This window comes from Edaphobacter sp. HDX4, from assembly GCF_036877565.1.
In the GTDB taxonomy this organism is placed as follows: Bacteria; Acidobacteriota; Terriglobia; order Terriglobales; family Acidobacteriaceae; genus Edaphobacter.
In genome coordinates, this window is sequence record NZ_JAEDXW010000019.1 from 77,126 (window position 1) to 97,260 (window position 20,135).

At 58.3% G+C, this 20,135-nt stretch carries 16 protein-coding genes and 1 tRNA gene; 2 read left to right on the forward strand and 15 right to left on the reverse strand.

From position 1 onward, the window contains the following. Window positions 1-3: 3 nt before the first annotated feature. From coxB to JAO29_RS17310, 12 genes are all read right to left on the reverse strand, one after another. Window positions 4-1,047: a cytochrome c oxidase subunit II gene (coxB, locus tag JAO29_RS17255; protein WP_334269500.1), complete on the reverse strand. Its 1,044-nt coding sequence runs from the start codon at window positions 1,045-1,047 to the stop codon at window positions 4-6. Beyond that, the gene (locus JAO29_RS17260; RefSeq protein WP_334269501.1) at window positions 1,048-1,581 is read right to left on the reverse strand and encodes a c-type cytochrome; all 534 of its coding nucleotides are present in this window, start codon (window positions 1,579-1,581) and stop codon (window positions 1,048-1,050) included. Further along, window positions 1,569-2,414, reverse strand: coding sequence for a quinoprotein dehydrogenase-associated putative ABC transporter substrate-binding protein (locus tag JAO29_RS17265; protein WP_334269502.1), 846 nt, complete (start codon window positions 2,412-2,414; stop codon window positions 1,569-1,571). The genes JAO29_RS17260 and JAO29_RS17265 overlap by 13 nt, the downstream gene beginning before the upstream one ends. Then, on the reverse strand, window positions 2,398-4,239 hold the full coding sequence (locus JAO29_RS17270) for a PQQ-dependent dehydrogenase, methanol/ethanol family (protein ID WP_334269503.1): 1,842 nt from the start codon (window positions 4,237-4,239) through the stop codon (window positions 2,398-2,400). Before JAO29_RS17270 ends, JAO29_RS17265 begins: the two co-directional genes overlap by 17 nt. Then, window positions 4,227-4,634 (reverse strand): c-type cytochrome, encoded by a 408-nt coding sequence (locus JAO29_RS17275; protein WP_334269504.1) that lies wholly within the window; start codon window positions 4,632-4,634, stop codon window positions 4,227-4,229. Before JAO29_RS17275 ends, JAO29_RS17270 begins: the two co-directional genes overlap by 13 nt. Further along, window positions 4,631-5,044, reverse strand: a complete 414-nt coding sequence (locus JAO29_RS17280) for a hypothetical protein (protein ID WP_334269505.1) — start codon at window positions 5,042-5,044, stop codon at window positions 4,631-4,633. Before JAO29_RS17280 ends, JAO29_RS17275 begins: the two co-directional genes overlap by 4 nt. Then, window positions 5,034-5,660 (reverse strand): cytochrome c oxidase subunit 3, encoded by a 627-nt coding sequence (locus JAO29_RS17285; RefSeq protein ID WP_334269506.1) that lies wholly within the window; start codon window positions 5,658-5,660, stop codon window positions 5,034-5,036. Before JAO29_RS17285 ends, JAO29_RS17280 begins: the two co-directional genes overlap by 11 nt. Next, window positions 5,657-7,534, reverse strand: a complete 1,878-nt coding sequence (gene ctaD / locus JAO29_RS17290; protein WP_334269507.1) for a cytochrome c oxidase subunit I — start codon at window positions 7,532-7,534, stop codon at window positions 5,657-5,659. The genes JAO29_RS17285 and ctaD overlap by 4 nt, the downstream gene beginning before the upstream one ends. Before the next feature lie 242 nt (window positions 7,535-7,776). Further along, entirely contained in the window at window positions 7,777-10,095 is a 2,319-nt protein-coding gene (locus JAO29_RS17295) for a xanthine dehydrogenase family protein molybdopterin-binding subunit (RefSeq protein ID WP_334269508.1), read from the reverse strand. Window positions 10,096-10,131: 36 nt separating this feature from the next. Further along, window positions 10,132-11,136, reverse strand: a complete 1,005-nt coding sequence (locus JAO29_RS17300) for an FAD binding domain-containing protein (protein WP_334269509.1) — start codon at window positions 11,134-11,136, stop codon at window positions 10,132-10,134. 52 nt (window positions 11,137-11,188) lie between these two features. After that, on the reverse strand, window positions 11,189-11,857 hold the full coding sequence (locus JAO29_RS17305; RefSeq protein ID WP_334269510.1) for a (2Fe-2S)-binding protein: 669 nt from the start codon (window positions 11,855-11,857) through the stop codon (window positions 11,189-11,191). Between the two features lie 367 nt (window positions 11,858-12,224). Further along, window positions 12,225-12,300 (reverse strand) — tRNA-Thr (locus JAO29_RS17310). Between the two features lie 145 nt (window positions 12,301-12,445). Here JAO29_RS17310 and JAO29_RS17315 point away from each other — a divergent pair. Together JAO29_RS17315 and JAO29_RS17320 are read left to right on the forward strand one after the other, a co-directional pair. Then, window positions 12,446-13,642 carry a glycoside hydrolase family 18 protein gene (locus JAO29_RS17315; RefSeq protein ID WP_334269511.1) on the forward strand — a complete coding sequence of 399 codons (1,197 nt, stop codon included), beginning with the start codon at window positions 12,446-12,448 and terminating at the stop codon, window positions 13,640-13,642. A 51-nt stretch (window positions 13,643-13,693) separates the two neighbouring features. Further along, entirely contained in the window at window positions 13,694-14,932 is a 1,239-nt protein-coding gene (locus JAO29_RS17320) for a DUF5009 domain-containing protein (protein ID WP_334269512.1), read from the forward strand. Window positions 14,933-15,052: 120 nt separating this feature from the next. Here the strand turns inward: JAO29_RS17320 and JAO29_RS17325 are convergent, their stop codons facing one another. The 3 genes from JAO29_RS17325 to JAO29_RS17335 form a co-directional block, all read right to left on the reverse strand. Beyond that, a complete protein-coding gene (locus JAO29_RS17325; RefSeq protein ID WP_334269513.1) occupies window positions 15,053-16,531 on the reverse strand; it encodes a glycoside hydrolase family 28 protein in 1,479 nt (492 codons plus the stop codon). A gap of 437 nt (window positions 16,532-16,968) precedes the next feature. Next, window positions 16,969-18,132 (reverse strand): DUF6599 family protein, encoded by a 1,164-nt coding sequence (locus tag JAO29_RS17330; protein ID WP_334269514.1) that lies wholly within the window; start codon window positions 18,130-18,132, stop codon window positions 16,969-16,971. Between the two features lie 133 nt (window positions 18,133-18,265). After that, on the reverse strand, window positions 18,266-19,912 hold the full coding sequence (locus JAO29_RS17335) for an aminotransferase class V-fold PLP-dependent enzyme (RefSeq protein WP_334269515.1): 1,647 nt from the start codon (window positions 19,910-19,912) through the stop codon (window positions 18,266-18,268). Between the last annotated feature and the right edge of the window lie 223 nt (window positions 19,913-20,135).

The following is a 20,135-nucleotide window of genomic DNA, read 5'->3' on the forward strand; positions in this document are numbered from 1 at the left end:
CTGTCATTGCAGTTGGCGTAGGTAAGCAACCAGATCGTGCAGCTGTTCCCCCGAAAATTGCGTCAGATTCGGCATCTCGGCGCCGGGCTTAAGCGATTGCGCATGCGTAATCCATGCCTCGAGATAAGCATCGTTGTTCTTATAGCTATTGGCCGCGATCAATTGCCGGCTCGCCAGGTGCGTCAGATCGGGTGCCACCCGCCCTCCGGCAATCGTGCCGCGGACCTGATGGCACATGGCGCACGGCCCTGAAAGAAAGATCTTCTGTCCCTCCACCGCATCTGCTGTGGTCGGTTCAGCGCCTGCTTTCCGTTGCCCTGCAAGCCATGCCTGATAGTCGGACTGCGGCTGCGCCACAGCCAGCAGGCGCATGCGGGAATGTTCCTCTCCGCAGAACTCCGCGCATTGTCCCTCGTACTCTCCCGCTTGCGAGGCCTCCAGCCGGATGTAGTTGGGCTGGCCGGGAATCAGGTCAACCTTTCCGTGCAGCGCCGGAACCCAGAAAGAATGCATGACATCGCGTGTCTCCACCTCGATATTCACAGGACGCCCCACCGGCAGATGCAGCTCGTTTGCCGTGGTGAACTGTTTCGAAGGCTCGTCATTCAGATAGTGGATCTCCCACCACCACTGGTGGCCTATGATCCGGATCTCCGGTTTCATGGTGTATTGCATCTGAGAGTGCTTCCCGGCTCCATGCATGCCGTGAATGGGAAAGTCACGCAATAGTTGCAGACCCAGCACAAACAGCACACCCAGCACCAGCAGAGGAACAGCGATACCGCCGATGGCTATCCATGCCTGCCCTCCCGTAACGCTGATCGGTTCATGTTCAGCGAGCGACCCGCGCCGCCTGTAGAAGGCGTAACCTACCAGTCCCCACATCACGAGGGTGATGATGAGAAACAGGATCGTCATGAACCATGAGAGACCGGCAATACTGCGGGCTGCTGGCCCATGACTCTGAAAGGTGGACTGCACCGACCGGCACCCGTTGAGAGCGATAAGCAGAGCTGCCAGGCCCACCGCACGTGTCCGGCCCCCCATCTACTTCACCTCACTCGCGCTGGTTTGTGGTGCGACGGTTATTTCGCTTCCATGGGGATCGGGAACCATCTCATCCGCCGGTTCAGTCGGCGGGTCGGGCTCCTGGGGAGTTCCCATTGTCTGGATATAAGCAACCAGTTGCCAGATCTGCGACTCAGGAATCTTCGTTCCCCATGCAGGCATCCCATTGGAGCGTCCATGAGCGATTGAGTCAAAGATCTGATCGTTACGGTTCCCATAGAGCCACACGCGGTCGCGGAGACTGGGTCCCATACCTCCTCCTGCATGGCCCCCATGGCACCCGGAACAGTTGTACCAGTCGAACAATCTTCGTCCGTCCTGTTGCGCGACGGCATCCTCGCTGTAAGGATTCGTGCGGTAGTGTATCTCGTGCACCTCACCGGGGATTGGACCCGTTACACTCGCAACCGTAGCCTTTGCCGCAGCGGCCACGGAAGTCGAATTGGATGCATTGCGGCACCCGGTAAAACTCGTGATCACCAATCCCGACAACAACGCAGCTAATATCCGCATACTTCACTCTTCCTGATATCGCTCGAAGACGATGGAATGTTGGGTTGAGGAACCCCGTACGACTGCAGGATCTTTGCGATCTCCCCTCGACGCCTCTCCAACTCGGCGTCAAGGGCATCTCTGAGAGCCGTCTCGTCCCTTCTCACACCGATGGCTATCTCGAAATGAAATGGAAGACTCTGCTCGCGCGGGCCCTCTACTACCGGCGTGAGGGACAAAGGAACCGGAGAATGTTGCGCGAAGTATCCCGCCAGAGGACCCCAGACCACCGCAACATCCACCTGCTTATCCGCAACTGCCTTCAGAAGATCGGTCGATGGGTCCTTTTCATTGAGATTGCCGAAGATGCTGATGCCTACGAGATTCTTCGTGATCCCTCGACTTGTCAGCGCATAGACAGGGGGAAGGCTGTCTCCCTGCTCGCTCAATACATGCACCCCAATCTTCAATGAGCGCAACCGCGGATCGTCAAACGACGAAATGCGAAGATCCTGGTCTTTGCGCGTCACGAAGACGTAAGAAGAGCGATAGTAGGACCGCGTAGTCTCCAATCCCTTCATGCCCACCGGGACGCCCATCACAACATCACATAAGCCCTGGTTGATAGTCTTACGGAAAAAATTATCCCGCTGCGGGAACCAGAAATAGTGAAGCTCCTCATTTAGATCTCTCGCGATCAACGCAGCAATCCTGTTCTCAAATCCCTGCTTTTGCACATCGGAGTAAGGGAGATTGCCTGGATCCGCGCATACCCGAAGCGATTGAGCCGACAGCACCGGCATGATCGCAAGGGACCCTAGCAGTAAGCCAAATGATTTAGTAACCAAAGACATAAAGCATGTCTCCAGGTTGAGTCTTCGCCTTAATCTGCTTCATCGCTCCCACCACACCGAGCGCAGCATAGGGATCGTCGGTAGAGACTGACGGTAGCGCCGTAGCCCCCATCCATCCCCCCACGCCCGAGTAGATAGCGACGTATTGCTTACCGTCCGGCCCGGTAAAGGTCATCGGATTGCCAACAATTCCCGAGCCCGTCTTGAACTGCCAGAGGATCTTGCCCGTCTTCGTGTCCACGGCCCGGAACCAACCCTCCATGGTTCCGTAGAAGGCAAGATCGCCTCCCGTCGTGAGAACACCGCTGTAGACCGGGAGATCCGGATCCTTGATGCTCCACACCTTCCTGGCATTCGCCACATCCCACGCGATAAATTCTCCCTGGTAACCTCCTGGCCCGGGATACATCCGCACGCTCGCTCCCAAGTACGGCGTACCCGCGATATAGTTCACGGCTGTGCCTTCGTAATCCATGCATGTGTTGTGAGCGGGGATATAGAGATAGCCGGTCTTCGGAGAGAACGACGACGGAACAAACTCTTTTGCTCCTGTCGAAGACGGACAGATCCCTTTTGAGTACTTTCCAAAGTGGGTCTGCATCGACGCGTTCGTGTCCACCACGCCCGTCTTCAGATCGAACCCATTCGCCCACGTCACCGGTTCGAACTTCTCTGCCGACAGCAGCTCTCCCGTCTCGCGATCCATCACGAAGACAAAGCCCGTGCGCCCCGGATGAACCAGCAGTTTGCGCATCTTTCCATGCCACGGCATATCGATCAGGACGTTCTCCATGATCTCGTCGTAGTCGAAACCATCGTGCGGCTCTACCTGGTAGGCCCACTTCGCCATTCCTGTCACAGGGTCCCGGGCCCATATCGTGATGGACCACTTGTTATCTCCTGGTCGCATGTCCTCATTCCACACGCCCGGATTGCCGGTCCCGTAGTAGATGAGATTCAGCTCCGGATCATAAGAGACCCATCCCCAGATCGTTCCGCCGCCAAGCTTCCATTGCCCGGGTGTCCATGTGCTGAGGCCCAGATCCTTGCCGCGATCCTTCGCGTAAAAAGGATGAAAATCGCTGCCGATCTTCACGTCGGCGTCCGAGCCTGTACTGTAGGCCTTCCACAGAATCTTGCCGGTCTTGACGTCCAGTCCCGTAAGCTGGCCGCGCACGCCCAGCTCACCTCCACTATTGCCCACGATCACAACGTTGCGCGCGACGACAGGAGCCATCGTCGTGGTCTCGCCGAAGTGGATATCTCCTACCTGCGTCTTCCACACCAGCTTGCCGGTGTTCGCGTCGACCGCTACCGTGTGAGCGTCGAGGGTGTTGTAGATGATCTTTCCATCCGCGTAGCTTGCTCCGCGATTGACTACATCGCAGCAGGCGATACCAACTGAGGTAATATCCGGATTCGGCTCGAAGATCCATTTCTGGGGGAAGCCCGGTTTACTCAAATCCAACGCAATCAGATTGTCCGGATACGGTGTCACGATGTACAGCGTGCTGCCTACCACCAGCGGTGCTCCCTCATGCCCGTGCGGGATTCCGGTGCTTACCGTTCCGACGACATGAAGGTTCTGAACATTGCCTGTGTTGATCTTGTCCAGAGGACTGTAACGCGTGTTGCCGTAGTCTCCCGCCGGCATCGTCCACTGCCCATCCGCGACCGGCGAGACGATGTGCACATTGGACATCGCTCCCGGGACATTCGTCGTCATCCCATTACTCTGCGCAATTGCTATCGACGATCCTGACAGCAACAGGGTCGTCGCGGCAAATGTCCCGGCATACCTTAGAGTCTTGATCATTCGATCCATCGTGTTCCTTCCGGTCCTCGCAGGGTATAGAGATAAGCGGCGATGTCAGTCGCCTGATCCTCCGTCAACCCCAAATCGGGCATCGCGGTCTTTGGTTCCACCTCTCGCGGATGTTCGATCCAGCGGATGAGGTTCGAGGGTGAGTTCGGCAGTTCACCTGCAATCATGGTGCGCTCGCTGAAGTAGATAAGCGGCGGCCCCACCAGACCACGGGCGCCTCGAACTCCGGGAACGATATGACATGCACCACAACCGTATTGGTCGATGAGCACCTTTCCATGATTCGGATCGCCACCCGTTACCGCGATATAGGGATGGGTCACCTTCCCTCCGTTACAACCCGCCAGTGCGAAGGCCCCGGTCGCCACAAACGTCAGGAAAGCTCGCATCCTCATCGCGCCCTCCAGCAGAGATCGAGAAAGAGAGGCGGCAAAGCGAGGCAGCAGATTCCGAAGCCCAGTGTCACACTCACGATCACACCCAGGAGAGCCATGAACTCTCGCCGCTCCACCGCGTCAGCCTCCAGGATGTGCCGCCTACCCGAGAGATCGCGCCAGTTACGGTAGGATGTGAATCCCGCCGCTATGGTGATCCCGAGCAGCACCAGAGCAAGTATTCCGAGAACCACTGCGGCGCTTCGTTGCGTCTCCGGAACGCCGAAGTCTTCCTGGTGCGTACACGAGCGCCAAGTGATCAAGATATCCAGGCATCCGAGCGCGAACCATGAAAAGGCCGAACCTGCGAAGCCGAACCACAGTCGCCGAGGCTGAACCTGCTCATGCACCACCGTCTTTTCATCGGACATGGGGTGCTCCCTGAAAGTGCGGCGCAACATAGAGCAGCGCCACGATAAAGATCCATACGAAGTCAACGAAGTGCCAGTACAGCGCGACTGCCTTATATGCTTTATGAGGCGTACGCAGCGTTGCACCGTATCGCGGCAGCACGCCCACATACATCAACAGCAGAAGACCGACCACGACATGCGCCGCATGCAAACTGGTAATCGTGTAAAAGATCGAGCCATAAGAGTCGCTGTAGGGTGTCAGCTTCTTCCAGTGCGAGACGTATTCGATCACCTGTAGTCCCATGAAGCAGAGCCCCAGAAATACCGCTCCCCACAACGCGGCCCGTGCCGCTCCGAAACGTTCTGTTTTGAGCTGTCGCTCTCCCCAGACCAGAACGAAGCTACTGCTCAGCAGAATCGCCAGAAGAATCAACGGATACTTCAGCTCCGGTGGAGTCTCGAGAGCCCATCGATCTTTGTTGGTGCCGAGATAGTAGTAGGCGCCGAACATGCAGACAAACAACATCAGCTCGGTCGCTATCACCGTCCACATGGCGTAGATTCCTCGCTCCTGATCCAGCGGAAGCGTCGACAAGCTTGTCCGCGGAGGCGGAACCTGAACTGCAGAGCTCACACGACCTCCTTCTCGGTTCTCGGCCACATCCAGAAACAGCCGATCAGAAAAGTAGCAATCACGAAACCGAGTGCCACCCATACCATCTGCACAACCAGTGTGGCGAAGAAGCCGAGCATGGTCAGCCCCATCAGCGCAGGCGCCAGCGACTCCTCCGGGATGGTTGCAATCCCAACCGGCTCCGCATCCAGCCATGTGGTCGTCGGCGTAAGTCTTCCCTCATCGAGCACGCGATCGCACTCTGGATCGGCACTCTCATCAAAGTCGTCCCACAACGGGTGCCGCGAAGCTACAAGAGGGATATGAACTGATCCATAGGAAGCAGGTGGTGAATCCGTATCCCACTCCAGCCCGTCGGAGTTCCAGGGATTTCTTCCCGCGTCGGGAGTCTTACGCAGGCTGCGCAGAAGGTTGATGATGCTGAGTAGAATCCCGATGCCAAGAACGAACGAACCGATCGTCACAACCGTGTTCCAGCCATCGAAGCCCAGCCCCGGCTTGTAGGTAAAGATCCTCCTCGGCATCCCCAGCAGACCGAGGATATGCATCGGAAAGAAGCCGACGTTGAAGCCCAGAAACATGATCCAGAAGCTCCACTTCCCCAGCCTCTCGCTCATCATCCTGCCAGTCATCTTGGGCAGCCAGTAGTAGAAGCCCGCGAATACGGGAAACAGGTTCGACCCGATAAGCACGTAGTGGATATGCGCAACGACGTAGTAGGTGTTGTGCACCTGCCAGTCCACAGGGATCACGCCGGTAAAGACGCCGCTCAGGCCCCCGATGACGAGCATCACGATGGCGCCCAGTGCGTAATGCATCGCCGCCGTTGCAACCGGTCGTCCCTTCCACACGGTCGCCACCCACGCGAAGACCTGGATGGTCGTGAAGATCGAGATGGTCATGCTTCCGGCGGAGAAGAAGCTCATCGCAATGTCCGACATGCCGACCGTGAACATGTGATGGAGCCATACTCCAAAACCAACCACCCCGGTAAGCACAGTTGAGATTGCAATGAACGGGTATCCCACCACAGGTCTTCGCGAGAAGACCGGCACGATCATGGAAAGCATCCCTGTCGCCGGAAGGAAGATCACGTAGACCCACGGATGACCAAAGAACCAGAAGAGCTGTTGCCACAGGAACGTACTACCCCCGTTCGCAATTCCGAAGAAGTGCGTCCCCCACCGCCGGTCCAGTTCAAGAAAGATACATGCCGCTGTAAGAGCAGGAAGTGCGAACAAGATGACAAACGAGATGGTGAGCGTGCTGTAAAGAAACAGAGGCATGCGGCTGATTGCCATTCCCGGGGCACGCAGCCGCAAAATCGTAACGATGAAGTTGATGGCTCCGCCTGTAGTCGAGATCGTGAGAAAGATCAGCGCGAGCGCATAGATGTCCATGCCCAGTCCGGGCGAATAGACGGTGAGAGTATAAGGCACATAGGCGAACCAGCCGGCATGCGGAGCCTGCCCAATCGCCGGAGCCGTGTAAAGAAAGATTCCCGAGAAGAGATACGTCCAGTACGTGAACGCATTCAGTCGCGGGAATGCCATGTCTCGCGCACCGATCATCAGGGGAACGAGATAAACAGCGAATCCCGAGAGGATTGGAGCCGCGTACCAGAAGATCATGGTCGCGCCATGCATCGTGAAGATCTGGTTATAAGCTTCGGGAGTAAGCAGCCCCATGTTGGATCGCGCAAGCTGCAAGCGCATGATCAGCGCTTCCAATCCTCCGATAACCAGAAACGCGAAAGCCGTGACCAGGTAGCGTATCCCCAGCTCTTTGTGGTCCACCGTAGCGAACCATCCATAGACGGATTTTGGCGTCTCCCAGAGAGCCGCGAGCTTGCTCTCCAGCGCAGTCGTGGACATACGCGTTCCCGTTATGCAAAGTGAAGCAGTGATGTTCGCGTGCAATGGCTGCGGTGCGGCGCTGCGCTACGATCTATGACCTGTAGCGAAAATAAGCAGCGGAGCCCATTATTTCGGAAGATGCCGTAACAAATCGGAGCGTTGTCTGCTTCTGCAACTTTGCACACGCACCTGTGCGTCGGCGATCGCACATAGCGCTACCCTTATCGGCAACCCTGCGCAGCCTTTCCTGCGAAGAGCAATTACGCCTTCTTTGAAGATGCTCCCGCAGGAGAGAGCAGATCCTCAATCTTCACAGGCACCTTGCGCACGCGAATACCCGTCGCATGATAAACAGCGGCGGTTATCGCGGGAGCGATTCCGGCCAGACCAATCTCGCCGATGCCTCTCACACCATACTCGCCCATGATGGGATCCGGTATATCAAGGAAGTGGACATCGATGTCCGGCGTGTCCGCGATAGTCGGAACAAGATAGTCTGCATAATTGTCGTTGACGGGATGACCATTCTTCGGGTCGTAAATCGTCTCTTCAAGCAATCCCATTCCCACGCCCATGACGACAGCTCCGGCCATTTGGTTCGTTGCTGTGCGCATGTTGATGATCCGGCCGCCGTCGACCACACTTACCACCCGGCTCACGCGAAGGCGTGCGATCCCGGGATCCCACTCCACCTCTACAAACTGAGCACCGAACGAGTGAGTCGAATAACCGCGAGCCTTGGGATCCGCCCCGAGTCCACCCGACCGTCCCCGGCCATCAGCAGAGCCAACGTTCGCTGCCTTCAAAATCTTTTCGAATGGCACGGCTGAGGCATTGCCTGCGTCCTTCAAACAGACGCAACCATCTGCAATTACCAGCGAGTCTGGATCCTTCCCTGCGAAGGGAGAGGCTTTGTCCGTAGTAGCCACCTTCATCACAATCTGCTTGGCCGCCTCCACCCCGTCGACAACTGAGGGAAGAATCGTAGAGGTCGCCGTAGAGCCGCCCGACGTCGGTCCGGGAGGTAGATTGCTGCTGCCAAGAACAACATCGATCTTGTCTACTGGAACTCCCGTCTTGTCGCTGACGACCTGTGCGATGACGGTATACGTTCCCGTGCCAATATCCTGCGTGCCCGAACTGACGCGCACTGTACCGTCGCTGCGAAAACTCACAGATGCCTCGCTTACACCGCGATTGGCTCCCCATGAGGCACATGCGACGCCCCACCCTAAGATCAGATCGCCCTTCCGCATCGAGCCGACTTCAGGATTTCGCCGCGACCAGCCAAACTTCTCTGCTCCAAGTTGCAGACACTCTTTCAGGTGCCGAGACGAAAACGGCTTATTCTTCTCTTCATCCATCAGCGTATCCAGCGAGAGACGCAGTTCTACCGGATCCTTCTTCAGCTTGATCGCCAACTCATCCATAGCCGACTCGAGAGCGAACAGGCCGGGAACCGCTCCCGGCCCGCGCATCGGTGTCGGGGTACCGACATTGCGGCGCACCAGCGCGGACGTAACGGCAAGGTTCGCCGTGCTGTAGAGGAACGGCGTTGCCTCACCACAGTTCTCACGAATATCATCGCCAAACGATGTGTGATTCCGATAGTCGTGGCGCAGTGCCAGCAACTTGCCGTCTGCGGAGGCGCCAAGCCTGATGCGTTGCTGCGTACGAGGGCGGTGCCCTACGTTAGAGAACATCATCTTGCGGGTGAGTGTAAGTTTTACCGGACGGTTCAACTGGCGCGCTGCAGCCGCCGCAATCGCCGAATGTGGCCAGGGGAAGAGCTTTCCGCCAAAGCCCGAGCCGATAAAGCGCGAGATGACCTCAACGTTCTCCTTCGGTGCTCCGAGAACCTGTGACATGACGGTCTGATGGTTCATCACGCCCTGCGACGACTCATACAAGGTGTAGCCCTTGCCATCCCACACCGCGACCGTGGCGTGCATCTCCATCGGGTTATGCGTCTCGACCGGAGTCGTATACGTCTCATCCACCTTCACTGCCGCGGAGTCGAATGCCGCATCCGGATCTCCGCGATGGCTCAGGACCTTGGCTCCGCCCGGCTTGCCTTCTGCAGGCAGATGGTCGTCAAGGTCAGTCGCGACATTGAAGTCCTGCGGATCGTACGTTACCTTCACACTCGCTGCGGCCGCCTGCGCCTGCTGGAAGGTCGTCGCAACCACGGCAGCCACATACTGGCCCCAGTAGTAAACCGTCTCATCTTCAAACGGTGGGCGGTTCTCGCTGTTACGTCCGCCAGAGGCGTTGCGGTAGAGCGGCATGATGTTCCCGTGGTGCATCACCAGCAGAACTCCCGACATCTTTTCAGCGGCCGTGCTGTCGATGCTGCGAATCTTGCCGCTCGCAATCGTCGCCCTTACCGGAACACAGTACGCGAGATTCGGAAAGTTATAGTCCGAGGCGTACATCGCGTTGCCTGTAGTCTTTAGCGGGCCATCGACGCGCGGGAGCGCTGCTCCGATGATCTTTGACGGAGCATTCTTCTCCATCTGCTGCGCCGGCGCAGGACCTTCGTCGGATTTGATGAACTCAACAAACTCGCGAAACAGCATAGAGACGTCTCCTCTTGCGCGTGAATCTCTTCCCGTTTAGGTGGTGGCAGTCGTCGTAACGAGTGCGCGAACCAGACAGCGCTTCGCCAGCTCCACCTTGAATCCGTTCTCGCTTGCAGGCCGTGCGCTCTTTAGCGCCGCCTCCGCAGCCTTGCGGAAGGTGGCCATATCGGCGGTGCCCCCCTGTAATGCATGCTCAGCCTCGGGAGATCGCCACGGTTTAGTGCCTACGCCGCCCATCGCTACCCGGGCGCTTTCAATCTTCTTGCCGTCCAGCTTCAACACAATCGCAGCCGAAGCCAGCGCGAACTCGTATGCCGCACGATCTCTCAGCTTCAGATAATGAGACTTTGTCCCCGCACTCGGCGGGGGCAGGGTAACACTTACAATCATGTCCCCCGGTTCCAGCACGGTCTCGCGATGCGGTGTGGATCCTGGAAGCAGATAGAACTCGTGAATCGGAATGGTGCGCTTACCGCGGGGACCTTCTACCTGGATCGTCGCTTCGAGAGCGGTCAACGCCACATTCTGATCCGAAGGATTGCTCGCAATACAGTCTTTGCTCGTCCCCAGGATCGCCAGTGTGCGGTTGTGGCCTTCGATCGCCGAGCATCCACTGCCCGGCTCGCGCTTGTTGCATGCGTGCGCCGTGTCGCGAAAGTAAACGCATCGCGTGCGCTGAAGCAGGTTTCCCCCCGTGGTCGCCATATTCCGCAACTGCGGAGACGCGCCCGACAACAGCGCCTGCGACAGCACCGCGTAATCCCGCTGCACCGCAGGATGCAGGGCTACGTCGGCGTTTCGTGCCAACGCTCCAATGACCAAACCTCCCTCAGGTGTGGGCTCAATCTTCTCAAGGGGCAGAAGGTTGATGTCCACCACCTGTTTCGGGCGCTCGACATTGAGCTTCATCAGGTCGATGAGGGTAGTGCCGCCAGCTACAAAGCGGACATCAGCCGACTGCTGCGCCGTAGACGCCTTCGCGCCGAGCTGAATCGCCTGATTGAGACTGGTAGGCCGGCTGAATTGAAAAGCATCCATCCTTCGCTCCGATACAGTTTCGACCAACTAAGATCGAGATTGTTTATCCGCGTTATGCGCGTTTCCGCGCGGACTGTACTGCCGCAATGATGTTCGGATACGCTCCGCAGCGGCAGATATTCCCGTACATGGCTTGCTTGATGTCTTCATCCGCTGGGCCGACCGGCTCTTTCAGCACGGCAACAGCCGACATGATCTGTCCGGAGGTGCAATAACCGCACTGATAGGCATCATGCTCAACAAAAGCAGCCTGTACCGGATGAAGATGTCCCGGCTGCCCAATCCCTTCAATGGTCGTAATCTCGTCGCCCGGATGCATCACCGCGAACGACAGGCACGAATTCACTCGGCGTCCATTCACGTGCACAGTACAGGCCCCGCACTGGCCATGATCGCAACCCTTCTTCGTACCCGGCAGGTCCAGATTCTCCCGCAGGCAATCAAGCAACGTCGTCCGCGAATCCACGCGGAGCTGGTGCTGCTTTCCATTCACCTTCAAGGTGACCGGGATCATCCCCTCCATCGCCTCGGCCTGAGCTTCCTGTTGAACAGCAGGAGCCGCCGCGGCAGAGGCAAGCAGAGGAGATGCAGTGGTAGCGAGACCAGCTGCGCCAAGATGCGAAAGGAAGGAACGCCTGCTCAGGCGCCCGCTGACGGTCTGCTCAGAGGCAGTTCCCTGCTCCTGCCGGTCGTCATCTGGATCTTGCGGATTCTTTGCCATGGAAAACCTCGGTCAGGTGAGAGTGCGCCGTCCTCTTGTCAGACCATTCTCCACAATATGCACCTGTCAATGCAAGGCAGGAGGCCCTGTCACAGAACAACGGAACGTAAGTCCCTCCGCTGCTTCACTTGTATCGCCCCACGAAACGCGTAAGGTGACCGGCCACTCCTGAATAGGAGGCAGAAATTACGAACTGTGGTCCTCCTCGCTCTCTTCTGCTTCGTCCTCGGATCAGCGCAGCCGGCGAGAGCTCCTTGTCTCGTAGGGCCCATTCTCAACAGTCCCACCAAAGAACACACCACCAGCTCACAGCAGTAGGACTGCGGAACTTCTTCGCACACCAGCAATATGTCAGATCGGAGAATGTTGGAGCCGATGAGCGGATTTGAACCGCTGACCTACTGATTACGAATCAGTTGCTCTACCAGCTGAGCTACATCGGCGCTTTTCGAGGAACTCCACGCAAGCCACCCGCCTGCGGGATGGTAGACCCTTCCCAGCACAAGTAAGTTTACCGGGAATACCTTGGCGACGCAACGGCCGCATGCCCGATGCTCCCAGCCTCTAATGGATTACCCTCGATGCACCATGCATCGTTCCATTCCTGCGCTCTCCAGGCTCGCCAGCGCCTTTTTCCTTCTCCTCTCCATGCCTGCACTCTGCTCGTCTCCGGACTCTGCTCCTCCGCCTTCCACTTCCTCCTCGCGCGAGATCATCGCCTACGTCTTTCCTCAGAATCGCGTCCTTCAACCGGATGAGGTCAACGGCCGCCAGCTCACCCGGATCAACTACGCCTTTGCGAATATCAGGGATGGACAGATCGCCGCAGGCTTCTCTCACGACGCAGAAAACTTCGTCCTGCTCAATAATCTCAAGCGCTCCAATCCCGAGCTCAAGATCCTCGTCTCCGTCGGAGGATGGTCATGGTCCGGCAACTTCTCCGATGCTGCTCTCACCCCACGCTCCCGCGAGCGTTTCATCGCCAGCGCAGTCCGCTTTATCGAGCGCTACAAGCTCGACGGCCTCGACATCGATTGGGAGTATCCCGCACAACCCGGCGCCGGAAATACCTTCCGCCCGCAGGATAAACAGAACTACACCCTTCTTCTTGCGGAACTGCGCCACCGCTTCGATAAGGAGCAGGCTCGCCTGCATCGCCACCTCTACACCTCCATCGCTACCGGAGCCTCAACAAAATTCCTTCAGAACACCGAGATGGATAAGGTGCAACGCTACGTCGATACCGTCAACCTCATGACCTACGACTTCTACGTCGGCGGTCCAACGACCGGACACGACGCCCCTCTCTTCCGTAACCCATCCGATCCCAAGCACGTCTCCGCCGATCGCTCCGTCACCGAATACGAGCAGGCCGGGGTGCCCGCCAGCAAAATCGTCCTCGGCCTTCCCTTTTATGGCAGAAGCTGGGGCGAAGTCGAAGACAAAAACCACGGTCTCTTTCAGCCCGGCAAAGCGGCACGGGGCGTTCACTTCTCCTATCCGGATCTTCCCAATCTCCTCGCAACCGGATACGTCCGCCACTGGGACAACGAAGCCTCGGCGCCCTACCTCTACAATCCGCAGACACGCGTCTTCGTCACCTACGAAGATCCCCAGTCCATCGCGGCCAAATGCAGGTACGTGACCGCGCATCAGCTCCGAGGCATCATGTTCTGGGAGAACTCCAACGACACCACGGGAATCCTTCTCAAAGCCGTGCACGCCGGGCTCACACCGCCTCCATCCCCAGCCCCACGTTCTGCAAGGAATTCTGCCTCTGAATAAGGTCAGTGGATCGCCTTTACCTGCATTACTCTGATCGGGAGAACAGATCACATGGCAACCGCTCAGCTGGGGACCCAGACCGCATCCACGACCCTTCGCGCGCCGCGTGTCTTCTCCATCGACGTCTTCCGCGGTCTCACCATGGTCGTCATGATCTTCGTCAACAATCTCGCATCGGTGAAGGGTCTGCCGTGGTGGACCTATCATGCTCCCGGCAAAGTGGATGCCATGACCTACGTCGACATGGTCTTCCCCGCGTTCCTCTTCATTCTCGGCATGGCCATCCCCCTCGCCGTGGAGCAACGGCTCAGTAAAGACCCGTCACACACCAGCCTCTGGAAACACATCGCTCTGCGCTCCATCTCGCTGCTTGTCCTCGGTCTCATCCTTACCAACGCAGGCGCGGGCGATCCTGCTCTCATCCATATGCCTCCAGGCCTCTGGGCTATCCTTGCCCTGCTCGGTGCAATTCTCTTCTGGATGGTCTATCCGCAGGCCGAAACTCACAAGAATCTGGTCAAGGCGCTGCGCCTCACCGGCCTCGCGCTCATGATCGTCATGTTCGCTATCTTCCGCCGAACCCTGAAAGACGGCAGCGTCGCCTGGATAAGAACCGCCTATCCCGAGATACTCGGCCTGCTCGCCTTCGCATATCTCACCACCTGCCTGTTGTACATTCCGACCCGGCGCTGGCGATGGGCGCCGTTCCTCTGGCTCATCCCACTTACCGTTTTCTGCGCCCTCTGCTGCGCGCATTGGATCGAGTTTCCTCGGCACGCCGGACTCTATCTCTGGCCGTTCGGTAACGGCTCCGACACCCTGATCTCGATGGCAGGCGTCGCCACCTCCACCATCTTCGTAGGCGCGCAGAGTCATCGCTGGCCCACCTTCCGTTCGAAGGCGACCTGGGCAGTCGGCTTTGCCGTCGTCACGCTCATCGCCGCGCTTCTGCTCACCCCGCTCGGTATCTCCAAGATTCGCGCCACGCCAACCTGGTCCCTCTACAGCGTCGGATCCAGCATCCTCATCTTCACCCTGCTCTACTGGATCTGTGACGTCCGCCACCACACCCGGTGGGCTGCCTTCGCCCGTCCCGCCGGATCGAACACGCTGTTGACCTACCTTCTGCCCGATCTCTGGTACTTCGCTATCTCGCTTCTGGGCATCACCTGGCTTCGAACCCACTTCGCCTGGGGAATGCCCGGCGTGATCCGCGCAATGGTCTTCACGGCATGCATCATCGCCGTCGCCGCCGTGCTCACCCGACTTAAGCTGAGACTGCAGCTCTAACGCAATTCCCAACGGCTCGTCATTCTGAGCGTAGCGAAGAATCCCTGTATTCCTTCCGCGCCAGCACTCCCGCCCGCCCAAAGAACACAACCGCACGGCTGACTCGAACCGTTCCTCACCTCACTGCATCGGGACAAACTTGCCTTCACATCCATACGGCTGAATCTGTTTCGGAGCGGTCGGCGACACTACCTTAATATCAGTCCCGCTGAAGTCGATGTTGGTTCCCCCCGGTCCCAGCGTCACCGTCGCAAAATGCCCATGCACATCAGACGGAGAGATGTCCTCGACGTGAACATTGTCCAGCGTCACCTGTGTCGTATGTCCCTGCAGGCCGGCAATCAGAACATCCCCCTCGGTGGTGCTGGTTACATTCTGAATCTTGATCGCTTTGTAGTCGGGAATCCGATCGCCCTTGTACTTCGGATCTTCAAACGGTTCCGTCGTCTGGTTCGTGTAATAAGGACTGATCGCGATCGGATTCTTCACATCCCTCATGCAGATGTTCCGATATGTCAGATCGTGCACCGCCCCGCCCCGGGTCACGTTGCTCTTGATACGGATGCCGCTCGTCGTGTGATCCTCCGTCAACCCGTCCACCAGCAGAAAGCTCTGTCCCGTATAGGTTTCGCTTCCGATCGACATCCCATGTCCCGAGTAAAAGTGATTGTCGATCACGCTCATATGCGACACGCCCGTCTTGATCGCAATATTGTCGTCCCCATTGTCGATCCAGCTATGCGCAATCGTGACATTCGTCGAGCTGCCCGGGTCGATCCCGTCCGTGTTTCGCGCGTCCGTCCCGCGCACTGTCGGGGTCAGCAGGTGCACCCCCCACGCCGTGAAGCCATTCGTCTGGTTCACACTCACATGGAAGTTCGTCGAGTTATGCAGCGTAATCCGGTACAGCACCAGGCCGTCCGCATGCGAAGCCACAATCATCCTCGGCGTGAAGTACCTCTCATTCTTCGGCTCCGCCTTTCGCGACATCTGCCACCAGCTGTAGTCCTTGTTCAGGATCTTCGCGTATCCCCGTCCGTCAATCACGCCCTCCCCCATGATCCCGACGTCCTTCGCATTGTTCACGCTGATCAGCGGTCGGCAGCCACCATGCACAGGCGCAGGATGCTGGGGAGCCGGAAACACAGCTGGCGGAGTTCCCGTCGCGATCGTCCCACACAAACCCGGCGTCGCGCCTTCTCCCTTCACCTCCGCGCCTTCTTCCTTCACTTCCGCGCCTTCTCCCTTCACCTCATAGACTCGCGCATCGCGCGATCCGAACAGCGTCACTCCCTTGTCCACCAGCAGCGTCACTCCTTCGCGCATCTCGAGTGGGCCCGTCAGAAACGCCTCTCTTCCACGCGACGCCGAAAGCTCTACCGCCATCCCCGCCTTGCAGTGATCCAGAGCCTTCTGGATCCTCTCCGTATCCAGCTTCGTCTCATCGCCCTCGGCGATATCGTTGTTCACCTCGCGCAGCTCCGCCTTCAGCTTCGTACAGGACCGCGGAATCTTCGGCTCCATCACCTTCCGGGTATCCTGGGCCCCTGCCACTCCCATACAAAAAACTGCAATCATCAGCCCCAAACGGAACGACATTGGTCCGACCTCCTCGAGATGCACAGCTAACCCTAACATGCTCAGCAGCTTTCATACTCCGCCTCTGTTCGGCGAAGCAGGCTGCTTGTTCTCTGGGATGCCTGAAAGGCGCATAGAGCCGACGCCTTCTCTTAGCTCCAAAAACATGAAGAGGCCGCCCGGCAACAGGGCGACCTCTTCTTTAGGGAGAATAGTTCCAACGGAGGCAAAGCCATCAGAACTTTCTGGCGAAATACTATGTTTGGCAAAATGACGTGTCAAGGTTTAAACCGACGCATCGCAAATGCCTATTTTTCAGGAAGTTAATGGGGTTATCAAGTAGGTAACCTTGAAGGAAATATTCGCCACCTGTTCGCTTTCATGGGGTAACCACCCAGCGAAACAGATGTCAAATCAGGCGGTTAGCACCCCGCCTGCACCGTCGTTGGTGCATTCTCTTAGCCTTGAGAGCTTCCACTCCCGCCATCCATCTGGATGGGCGAAGGCCTTCCACTCAGGTCAATCCGTAGAAACTCCGGCTCCATCGCCGCAGGCTTACCCTGCAGCACTCGCACCGCCGCTCTTCCGGCCCCCAGTGACAGTCCAAGCACAACCGCAGCCAGCGCTCCAAACCCGCAGAAGATCGCAATGCTCGACAGCAGGCTGTAGGTCTTCCGCACCTCTGTGTGGAACTGCGGCGGCATCGGCTTGTTCCACGTCACCTCAACTCGAGGATGGATGCCCTGCACCAACGCCTTCGCCTCTGCTAATCCCCACTCGCCGGTCGTTAGCATCAACAGGTTCCCCGCGCGCCGCATCACAACCGTGCCCGCGGACTTCCCCTCATCGTGAATCTCTTTTTCGACCGCCCGCAACCGATCGCCCGCGATCTCCGGCGTGGGATAGAGCAGCATCGTCAGCTTGCCTCTGCCCGCATACTTCGCCGTCACAGCCTCAGCCGCCTTCTCAAAGCCCAAGATTGAACCCGGCAGCGCGCCCCCCGTCGCCTCGTAGCTCACCGGCCCCACCGCATACTTTACGGAATCATGTTCCAGTCCCTTCGGTGGCAGCAGCGTCGGAAGCGTCGGTGCAATCCCCTTCGGCCCGCTCACCTTCGGCAGCCCTACCTGAATCCGGTTCAGCAGAGCCTCCATCCTGGCGCCCTTGTCTCCGTCCGCAACGACCACACTGGCACCGCTGCGAAACAGGTAGCGATCGCCGTTAAGGCTGGTCTCGTCTCCCACTCCGATTCCGCGGTAGGCCGAACCCGGCTTTTTGAAATAGTCGTAAGCAGCGTGCGCTCCGGTCGCGTCGACAAACTGCCGCGCTGTAACCCGAACCGTCGGGCCTGCATTGCCCACCCGATAGACTGCTTCCTCATCGCGCTTCAGTCCATCTTCTTTCAGAACCGAATCAAGCTTGGGATCCGTCTCCACCGTCGCAGGAGCCGCACTCACATCCTGGCGAACCCAGTCACCCGCCTGTTGCGGAAGCAGCGGTGCAGGAGGCTCCACCAGCATGGTCTTTCCACCCTGACCCCAGCAGCTGATCGACGCGCCTGCAAGACAAACCCATACCATGTGCCGCGCCAGTCCCTGAAATGTCCGCCTGCTGTCTCCCATAAAACACCGTCCTGCTGAAGGCCAGATTACACCACAACGGCCCTCAGCAGCACGGCCCTCCCCGCTCCTCTCCGGGGTACAGCGGCATGCAGAATGCGCATCCTCTTTTGAGGGATCCTTCCGTGCGGCAAGCCTACCCCCGCACAGCCTCCCACTCCGCCACACCATATTCGGCCAGAGTCACTGTGCCCGACATCCGATTACCATCTACCTTCCCTGTAAAGTGGCAAGGCAGCGGATATCCCACCACCGGCAGAACGCTGTTCAGAGCAATCTGGTTCGCATGCACCGAGCCCGACATCGTCGTGTTGTAGATCTCGCCGTGCTGATCGCCCGTTACGGAGTTTCCATCCTGCTTCAGCACAAATTGCTGTTCTCCCGTACCTCGTAGATAGTGGATCGTCACCGCCCAATCTCCCGCCACCGGCGCCGGAGCTCCCGTCGGAATCACCGGATTCTCATAGTGCGGAGGATTCTTCAGGTGCTTGTAGATCGTGTCCGCCACAATCTTCACCTCCGCCGGAGTCATGATGTAGACGTTGATCGAGACCGAGCTCTCCATGTGGTCCGGACGCGCCCCTGTGCCTCCCAGAACAATGCGCGGCGTGCCCTCATCCAGCAGCTTCACCATCTCGGTTCCGGTGATGCCGACGACGTTGGCATCCCAGCTGATCCGCACGCCCGGGCTGCGGTCGATCGTTCCCTTGGGCGTCGCCGGATAGGTTGTCGCCTTCACAGAAGGTAAGCCCTGCATACGGTCTGCAATCGACTGCGCCCAACCCATCCACATGGCCTGTTCAGCCTCGTGGTCGCGCTTTCGCCATGCCCGCACCGCGGCCAGCAGCCCCATCGCCTCTTCCTTGCTGCACTTCATCGCGCGGCCATAGTTATGGTGCGGTGCTCCCTGAAAGTACGCAGCCTTGCAAAGATCCTTCTTTCCAATCAGCAGCCCCGAGGACTGCGGCCCGCGCATGTTCTTTCCGCCGGAGTACGCCACCAGGTCCGCTCCCGCCTCAATGTGCGGATTCGGCAGATCCAGCTCCGTCGCCGCCGCATCCACAAACACCGGAACCCCATGCTCCTTCGCAATCGCCGCCAGGTTCTTCGTGCTCATCGGCGTGTCGTCCCACTTGGGATTTGCCAGGATATACATCATCGCCGTGCGGTCGCTGATCTTCTCCCGCAGCTCCTCCGGCGAAGAAAACTCCACCATCTCCACGCCACACATCCGTACGCCAATGTCATACGGATTCCGTGACGTCTTCGGGATCACGACCTGGTCCTTCTTCTTAATATAAGGAAGAGCCTGCGACTTCTCGACGTCCGTTCCCGCAATGCACGCCACGGTCGAGATACACGTCGCCGCCGCCGTTCCCGTCGTCGCAATTCCCCACTCCGCGCCGCTCAGCTTCGCGAACTCCGCGCCCAGCGCCTCCATCATCTCGTCCATGCGAACGTGATAGAGCGAGGCGTTGTACATCGCCTGCTTCACCTCGGGCAGCGACGTCGATCCGCTGATCGCCGTAATCGTGCCCCGGCAGTTGATCAGCGGCCGTATACCGATCCGGGTAAACATGTTGTCGTAAAAATCGCCGTCCGTAAAAGGAACCTGGTCCTTGCCCAGGATCTGCCCCGGCTTGAGCGCACCCTCTTTGCCCCCTTTTAAAGGAGCAGCCACAGCTTGCAGACCTGGAGCCATCGCTCCCGCCGCCCCTGCCGCTGAGATCATTCCCGTCTGCTTCAAAACCTCACGGCGCGACCAGATCCTTTTTTCCGCCATCGTGCTTGTCTCCCAAAGTTAGTTGTGTGGATTTCCGATCCACTCTACGCAATCCGGCCCATCCTTCAAACGGACAGATGACCTACACGCTACTCCAACACCCGCAAATACCATCCCGAACCCTCACCCCGAACCAGAAAGCCACCAACAAAGAGAAACAGAAACCAACCACCAGAACCCCCTCCCACAACGCAACTCTCCAGAACCAATCCCCAAAACTCGA